Source organism: Tahibacter caeni (assembly GCF_024609805.1).
Taxonomy (GTDB): Bacteria; Pseudomonadota; Gammaproteobacteria; order Xanthomonadales; family Rhodanobacteraceae; genus Tahibacter; species Tahibacter caeni.
The window spans coordinates 1-7,811 of record NZ_JANFVR010000232.1 but is presented as its reverse complement, the minus strand read 5'-3'; the positions used below and the strand labels follow the sequence as shown (position 1 = coordinate 7,811).

Here is a 7,811-nt window from a genome sequence, read left to right as displayed (position 1 = left end):
GCGATCGGTACATCACTGGAAACCGGCGCTGCAGGTATTCCAGATCCTCTTCGGCGAGGAACGGGTACCTGTCCATATGTAACCGTGGTGGCAGTTACACACTTGGATTGACAGACCCGACTGCTGCGGCTCTAGGGACCACTGAGCGTCCGGAGTTTTTTCCCGTCGCATCTTCTGCTTCTCCAAAGCCAAGTTTGCGTGGGGTGGTCGGATTCGGTGAAGTTGTGCTGAAGATGGTATGCACTATTGATATCGCGTTTGCGGCGACGTCCTTTGCAGAACACGACTTTCGGCGCCGTTGGAAGATAGAGAACGGAAAAACGCCTTCTCTCGTTGCAACACTAGACGCCCCGCGCCGTAATCGGCGCATTGGCGTTTTAACAAGAAAACTGGGCCTGCCGTCTCCTGCGATCACGCCTGGTTTCCTAGCTTGGCTGAGATCTGAAGGGCTTGTGTTTTATTGAGTGTAACTCGGCCACTTTGCGACGCGACGGCACAATTAGGCGTTGGCCATGACATTGCTTCAGGTGTCGACAGCGCTCTGTCGTTCCGAGTCGTGTGCTTGAAGCGGAACCTGGGTAGTGCAGGCAATCCTCGGCGGGTTCTACTTGCTGCCGCGCGAGTCAAAATCAGCCGGTCGTGGCCCTTGCTGGCCCCGTAGACCCCCGCACCACCAGCTGCGGACTAAATCCCTTATTGCTCACGACCGTGAGCTTCTCCACATCGTTCTCCTCGCGATCGAGCTCCGAGATCAGCAGCTGCGTCGCATGGCGCGCAATTTCCTCGGTCGCCTGCTTGGCCGTCGTCAGTGCGGGCCAGGACTGCTTGGAGAACGGACTGTCCTCGAACCCGGCAATCGACAGGTCGTAGGGCACTTCGAGTCCGGATGACTTGGCCGCCGCCAGCACGCCGGCGGCGATTTCGTCGTTGGAACCGAAGATCGCCGTCGGGCGATCCTTGAGTGCGAGCAGTTTGCGGGCACCGCGAAAGCCGTCGTCGAAGCTGTAGTCGCCGTGGAGGATGAGCTTCTTGTCCAGCGGGATGCCGTAGTCCTTCAGTGCGCTTTCGTAGCCGCGGTAGCGTTCGGGACTCGATCGGTGGGCTTCGCCGCCCCAGAGGAAGCCGATGCGCTGGTGGCCGAGCTGGATCAGGTGCTTGGTGATGTCGTAGGCGGCGTCGCGGTCGTCGACGTAGACGCAGGGGAAGCCGTCTTGCGGGTCGGCCGCGGCGGAGATGATGCGGACGACGTGGATCTGGTTCACGCGCAGGTGGCGGATCAGTTCCAGCCGCTCGGACATGGGCGGGGCGAGCACGAGGCCGGCCAGCCGCGCGTGGCGCACGAGCTGCACGAGTTCGGCGGCGAGGTTGGGCGAGTTGGAGTCGCAGGGATGGATCTGCAGGCCGTAGCCGGATTCGCGGCAGACCGACAGCACGCCGCTCTGCACGGCGATGACGTAATACGGATTCGGGTTGTCGTAGACGAGGCCCAGCGCGTAGGAGCGCGCGCTGCGCAGGCTGCGCGCCGACAGGTCGGGCTGGTAGCCGAGTTCGGCGATGACGCGCAGCACTTTGGCGCGCGTGCCTTCGCGTACGGTGGCTTCGTTGTTGATGACGCGGGAAACGGTTTTGAGGGAAACCTGGGAACGTTCGGCGACGTCTTTGATCGTCGGACTGCGCATCGGCGGGCCTTGCAAGGTACGGCGTTGGGTCTTGATCCGGCGGCCCGGTCAGGCCCGCACCCGCCGGATTGTGACGAGAAACCGCGGCGGAAGCGAGGCGCGGGGACGGTGCCTCGGCCGGATCGCGCCGGCGGCGCAACGTCGCGCCGCCGGGCTCGCGTACGGAATCGTCCGGCGTTTCAGCCGCCGGCGGCGGCCACCGGCGCGGCCGCCGCGTTGCGGCCGACGGCGTAACCCTTCAGCGAATAGAACAGGATGTACAGATAGCAGGGCGCGGCGAGGGCAAGGAACACGAGCTGGAAGTCGTAGACGTCCTTGTAAGTCGCGAACAGGCGCGGGATCAGCGCACCGCCGGCGATGCCCATGATCAGCAGTGCCGAGCCCTTTTCGGTGAAGCGGCCGAGTCCGGCGATGGCGAGCGGGAAGATCGCCGGCCACATCAGCGCGTTGGCCAGGCCGAGTGCCGCGACAAAGCCGACCGAGACATAGCCCTTGGTGAAGTACGCCGCGAGCGAGAACACGATGCCGAGCACGGCCGAGATCGCGAGGCCGCGCTGCTGCGACAGCCAGGTCGGAATCGTCGCGAGGCCGATCAGATAGCCCACGAGCATGCCGGCCAGGGTGAAGGCCGTGAAATACGTGGCCTGTTCGCTCGGGATGCCGAAGCCCTTGCCGTAGGTGCCGATCGCATCAGCCGCCAGCACTTCCACGCCGACGTAGACGAAGATGCACAGCACGCCGAGCAGCAGGTGCGGAAACTGCAGCACGCTGCGGCGGCTGCCGCTGCTGCCGGCATCCGCAGCGTTGGCTTCGGAAGACTTGATCTCCGGCAAGGAGGAGCGCAGCACCCAGACCGCGAGCAGCGCGAGCACGCCGGCCATGACCATGTAGGGCCAGTAGATCTTCGCGGCGAATTCGGCGAGCAGCGCCTGCCTGATTTCCGGCGTCGCCGCCGCGGCGACCCGGGCCTCGAAATGGCCGACATCCTTCATGACCAGCACGCCCATGACGATAGGGCTCAGTATGCCGGCCAGCTTGTTGCAGATGCCCATGATGCTGATGCGCACCGCGGCGCTTTCGATCGGGCCGAGATTGCTGACATACGGGTTCGACGCGGTCTGCAGCAGCGACAGTCCCGAGCCAATCACGAACAGTCCGGTCAGGCACGCGGGATAATTTCGTACAGTTACAAAAGTACCGAATATCACGGCGCCGACGGCCATGACGCCGAGGCCCAGCGCCATGCCCTTCTTCATGCCGGTGCGTTCGAGGATCAAGGACGACGGCAGGGCCAGGAAGAAATAGGCCATGTAGAACACATACGTGACGAGGAAGGCCTTCGCGTCGGTGTCCAGGTCGAACGCGAGCTTCACGAAGCCGATCAGCGGTCCGTTGATCCAGGTCACGAAGCCGAAGATGAAGAACAAGGTTCCGATGATGGCGATGGAGCTTCTGTACTGCGCCGGATTGCCGGCCGTGCTCGTGCTGGACATGCCTGTGTTCCCCGTCTGCCTGGATAGGCGCTGCCGCGCCGCGGTTGGAGCCGCGTCGGCCGGACGGCGCGAGACGCGGGACTAGTAACGTTGTCATATCTTGCCCCGGTGAATGACCAAATGCACGCAGCGGAAATGCTGCGTCGCAGCGTGCCGTGTCGTCCGGTCGTGCTGCGGTGCGGCAAGGCATTTATCAGGATAAATATCATTTAAAACAAGTAATTATCTGAACAATCGCAGACCAGTTCCGGTCCGCCGGCCGCGTCGCGTCCCGGCGGCCAGGCAGTCCGGACAAGTCTTTCTGTCATACCCGTTGACAACGTTGTCACTCCGGTTACAGACTCCGCCCCCGTCGGCCCCGAGGCCGGCGTCGGGGCAGCGGGAGGGAGCACAGCGTGGCAGCAGCAGCCAGTCAGCGATTCGCCGGAGCCGGCATCCCGCAGGCCGCGCCGTTCGTCGCGGCCGACGTCGGCGGCACGCATGCGCGCATCGGGCTGGTGCGTCAGGTCGAGCCGGGTTCGTCGGCCGTCGTCGTCGAGCGCTACGACAAATACGTCTGCGCCGACTTCCCGAACCTCGCCGCGCTGCTCAGGCAGTTCCTGCAGTCCATCGGCGACGTGCCGGTGCCGCGCGTGTCGATCGCCTGCGCGGGCGTGGCGGTCGGCGACACGCTGGTCAACGCGAACCTGCCCTGGGCCGTGTCGCTCGCGGAGATCCGCAGCGAGATCGGCGTGGCCGAAGTCGCGCTCGTCAACGATTTCGAAGCCGTGGCCTGCGCGACGCACTACCTGCGCGCGAGCGAATGCGTGCTGCTGCCCGGCGACGCCGAGGCCGCGGCGCAGGGACCGACCCTGATCGTCGGCCCGGGCACCGGGCTCGGCGCGGCCGTGCGCATTCCGGGCCGCAACCGGCCGATCGTGCTCGCGACCGAAGCCGGCCAGGCCGCGCTCGCGCCGGGCAACGAGCTCGAGATCGAAGTGCTGCGCCTGCTCATGCGCCAGTCCAGCCACGTCAGCAACGAAAGCGCGCTGTCGGGGCCGGGCCTCGTGCAGCTGTACAACGCGCTGTGCGCGATACGCGGCGTGCCGGCGACCCTGCGCGCGCCCGCGGCGATCACCGAAGCCGCGCTCGCCGCGCACGACGCGCTCGCGATCGAGACCCTGAATCTGTTCTGCGCCTGGCTCGGCAGCGTGGTCGGCGACCTCGCGCTGAGCTGCGGCGCGCGCGGCGGCGTGCACCTGGCCGGCGGCATCCTGCCGCACATCCGCCAGTTCCTGCTGCACTCGAATTTCAGTGCGCGCTTCCTGGCCAAGGGCGTCATGCGGCCGGTGCTGGAGCGCGTTCCGGTCAGCCTCATCGACCACGGCCAGCTCGGCGTGATCGGCGCGGCCTGCTGGCTGCTCGACGCGCGTTAAGACGGCAGCTAGCGCAAGAAATACCGGCGCTCCGCGCGGAGCGTCGCCTTATGGAGGTTTGGGTGTGCGACAGGATGCAAGAACGATACGTACTCACCGAGGCCCGTAAGGCGAGGTTGCGCGCGCAGCCGGCACCCGCGGCAAACAACACACGGTAGGGAAGGGGAACACCTCATGATCATTCGTAGAAACCTGCTCGCCCTGAGCATCGTCACCGCGCTGAGTTTCCAGGGTCTCGCCCAGGCGGAGGTCGCCGCCGGAGCCAATGCCGACGCGAACGCGGAAGCCGCGGCCGCCGACGGCCGCGACACGCAGCAGCTCGAGGAAGTCGTCGTCAAGGGCATCCGCCAGAGCCTCAAGGCCTCGCTGGACACCAAGCGCGAAGCGGAAGCCGTCGTCGAATCCATCACGGCCGAGGACATCGGCAAGTTCCCGAATACCAACGTCGCCGAGGCGATGGCGCAGATTCCCGGCGTCACGATCGACCGCCGCTTCGGCCAGGGCGAGCGCGTCAGCATCGACGGCACCGATCCGTCGCTGAACCTGTCCTTCATCGACGGCCATCCGGTCGCCCAATCCATCTGGCTCTACGGCGAACAGCCGAACCGCGGCTTCGACTTCACCCTGATCGCGCCGGAAATCCTCGGCCGTCTCGAAGTGTACAAGTCGCCCGAGGCGCGCCTGCCCGAAGGCTCGATCGGCGGCACGATCCTGATGCACACGCGCAAGCCGCTGGATCTGGACAAGAACACCCTGAGCGGTTCGGTCGGCTACAGCTACAGCGACCAGGCGTCCAAGGGCAAGCCGAACGCGTCCATCCTCTACAGCGTGAAGAACGACGCCGAGACCTTCGGCCTCGCCGTCGCCGCGCAGCATTACGAAGAACAGGTCGACCGCCAGGGCATCGAGATCTTCGGCTACGTGCCGGCGTCGACGTTCACGAACGCGACCGGCGTGTCGGGCGACACCATGGTGCCGAACTCGGTCAACGCGGCGTGGTTCCAGCAGACGCGCAAGCGCAACAGCGCCGTCGTCAACCTGCAGTTGAAGCCGAGCGAGGATTTCGAGGCCAACCTCAGCGGCATGTACATCCGCGAGAACTTCGACAACTACAACCAGTCGATGTACAGCTACACGACCTGGCTGCCGAGCACGGTGGCCGCGGTCGACCAGCTCGGCGGCGTGCGCGGCGGCGTCGCGCAGACCGGCCATTCCTCGGCAGACGGCGGCGCGGTGATCTACGACAACCAGGCGCGCCAGTCGGAAGTCACGACGAAGGGTCTCGACCTGAACCTGCAGTACCGCGGCGACGGCTGGGACGTCGGCGGCCAGATCGGCCGTTCCAAGTCCGAGAATCCGAACATCACGCAGTGGTTCATCGAGCCGGTGTATTTCGGCGGCTTCAGCTGGGACACCAGCCGCGGTGTCACCTTCGACGACCCGGCCGCCGCGCGCAATCCGGCGAACTGGAAGGACGCGGGCTGGATGGGCAACCGCGGCATCTTCTCTTCGGAAGGCGAAGACACCTACGGCCAGGTCGACTTCAGCAAGCACTTCGAGGGCGTGTTCCACACCCTGCAGGTCGGCTATCGCCACAACAAGCACGAGGAAGCCTACGGTCTCTACGTCTACGGCGGCGTGCGCCTCGGTTCGCTGGCCGACGTCGGCACGATCGGCTACGCCGACACGATGGGCGCGTTCGACGGCTTCTCCTACGACCACGGCCATCACGTCTACGTCGGCCGCGACAACGTCATCGACTGGGTGCGCGGCTCGCCGATCAACTACTCGGCGCCGGATCCGGGCTCGACGATCAACAACACCTGGGCGCTGGAGCAGAACACCGACGCGTTCTACGCGCAGCTGAACTTCCAGACCGAAGGCCAGCTCCACGGCAACTTCGGCCTGCGCTACGTCGACACCGAGACCGACGCGTCGGGCTACAACCCGGGCGGCGCCGCGCCGGTGCTGCCGGCGCCCGCGTCCTGGTGGCAGACCAAGAACAGCCAGTACGACAAGGTGCTGCCGTCGTTCAACCTGATCTACGACGCGGCCGACGACGTGGTGCTGCGCTTCAGCGGCGCGAAGGTCATCGCCTGGGCGCCGTACAACCAGATGGTGAACAACACCTTCCTCAACGACTCCACCCTGACCGGCGCCGGCGGCAACGCCGACCTCGGTCCGTACGAATCGACCAACTTCAACCTGTCGGCCGAGTGGTACTTCGCCGAGTCCTCGGTGCTCGCCGCGTCGGTGTTCTACAAGGACGTGTCGAACTACATCGATCGCATTGCGCGCATCGAGCGCCAGTACAACTCGATCCGCGACAACAACCCCGACCAGTGGGGCGCGCTCGTCGGCTTCCACGGCTGTACCGCCGACGGCTTCTGCGACTACAGCGTCAGCCGCCCGTACAACGCCGGCAGCGCGACGGTCAAAGGCTTCAACCTGAACTACCAGCAGCCGTTCGGCGAGACCGGCTTCGGCGTCGCGGCGAACTACACCTATGCGCTGGGCCGCACCGACCAGGGCAACCCGATGCCGTACCAGTCCAAGAACGCGCTGACGATCAGCCCGTACTACGAGAAGGGACCGTTCAGCGCGCGCCTGAACTACAACTTCCGCAGCAAGTACCTCGCCGGCGGCTACGTGGCCGGCGCGGCGCCGGCCAGCGTCGACAACTACACCGAAGTCGGCGCGAGCCTGGGCTGGAACTTCAACGACAACTTCGGGGTGACGCTCGACGCGTCCAACCTGACCGACGAGAAGTACTTCCAGTACCTCGGCAGCAAGGACTACGTCGCCGGCAAGTACTCGACCGGACGCCGCTACATGCTGACCTTCCGCGCCGGTTTCTGACCGGAGTTCGCCGCGGCGCCGTGGCTGTCGTGTACGGCGCCGCCGCAGGTCCCTGCCGATTCCGGCACGTTCCATCTCCAACGTGGTGACTTGGGGCCGAGAGTGGATCTCGGCCCTTTTTTTGACGTCCGGCCGCACGAATGTCGCCGGCCGCCGCCGCTATGATTCGTTGCCGCGCGCAAGCCGCGCGGCGACCGTGACGACAGTCGAGGTGCCATGATTCGTTCGCGATACCGGCGTCTTGCCGGATTGGCCGTCTCCGCCGCGCTGCTCGCGGCCTGCGCGCATGCGCCTTCCGGCGCCGACGGACGCGCCGATGCCGCGGCCGCCGCGGCGGTGCCGCTCGACGCGATCGTTCCGGCGCC

Annotated in this window: 4 protein-coding genes; 2 read left to right on the top strand and 2 right to left on the bottom strand. The window is 65.8% G+C overall.

What is annotated here, in order from left to right; translation table 11 throughout:
• Positions 1-629: 629 nt before the first annotated feature.
• Both NON22_RS17050 and NON22_RS17045 read right to left on the bottom strand, forming a co-directional pair.
• Positions 630-1,679 carry a LacI family DNA-binding transcriptional regulator gene (locus NON22_RS17050; RefSeq protein ID WP_257388146.1) on the bottom strand — a complete coding sequence of 350 codons (1,050 nt, stop codon included), beginning with the start codon at positions 1,677-1,679 and terminating at the stop codon, positions 630-632.
• A gap of 179 nt (positions 1,680-1,858) precedes the next feature.
• Positions 1,859-3,172, bottom strand: coding sequence for a sugar MFS transporter (locus tag NON22_RS17045; protein ID WP_257388145.1), 1,314 nt, complete (start codon positions 3,170-3,172; stop codon positions 1,859-1,861).
• A gap of 395 nt (positions 3,173-3,567) precedes the next feature.
• Here NON22_RS17045 and glk point away from each other — a divergent pair, with 395 nt between their 5' ends.
• On the top strand, positions 3,568-4,587 hold the full coding sequence (gene glk / locus NON22_RS17040) for a glucokinase (RefSeq protein WP_257388144.1): 1,020 nt from the start codon (positions 3,568-3,570) through the stop codon (positions 4,585-4,587).
• Positions 4,588-4,761: 174 nt separating this feature from the next.
• Positions 4,762-7,446 carry a TonB-dependent receptor gene (locus NON22_RS17035; RefSeq protein ID WP_257388143.1) on the top strand — a complete coding sequence of 895 codons (2,685 nt, stop codon included), beginning with the start codon at positions 4,762-4,764 and terminating at the stop codon, positions 7,444-7,446.
• Positions 7,447-7,811: the final 365 nt, after the last annotated feature.

Bases quoted from the DNA above. Each gene is read 5' to 3' on its own strand.
- NON22_RS17050 (WP_257388146.1), bottom strand. From the start codon at position 1,679: ATGCGCAGTCCGACGATCAAAGACGTCGCCGAACGTTCCCAGGTTTCC.
- NON22_RS17045 (WP_257388145.1), bottom strand. From the start codon at position 3,172: ATGTCCAGCACGAGCACGGCCGGCAATCCGGCGCAGTACAGAAGCTCC.
- NON22_RS17035 (WP_257388143.1), top strand. From the start codon at position 4,762: ATGATCATTCGTAGAAACCTGCTCGCCCTGAGCATCGTCACCGCGCTG.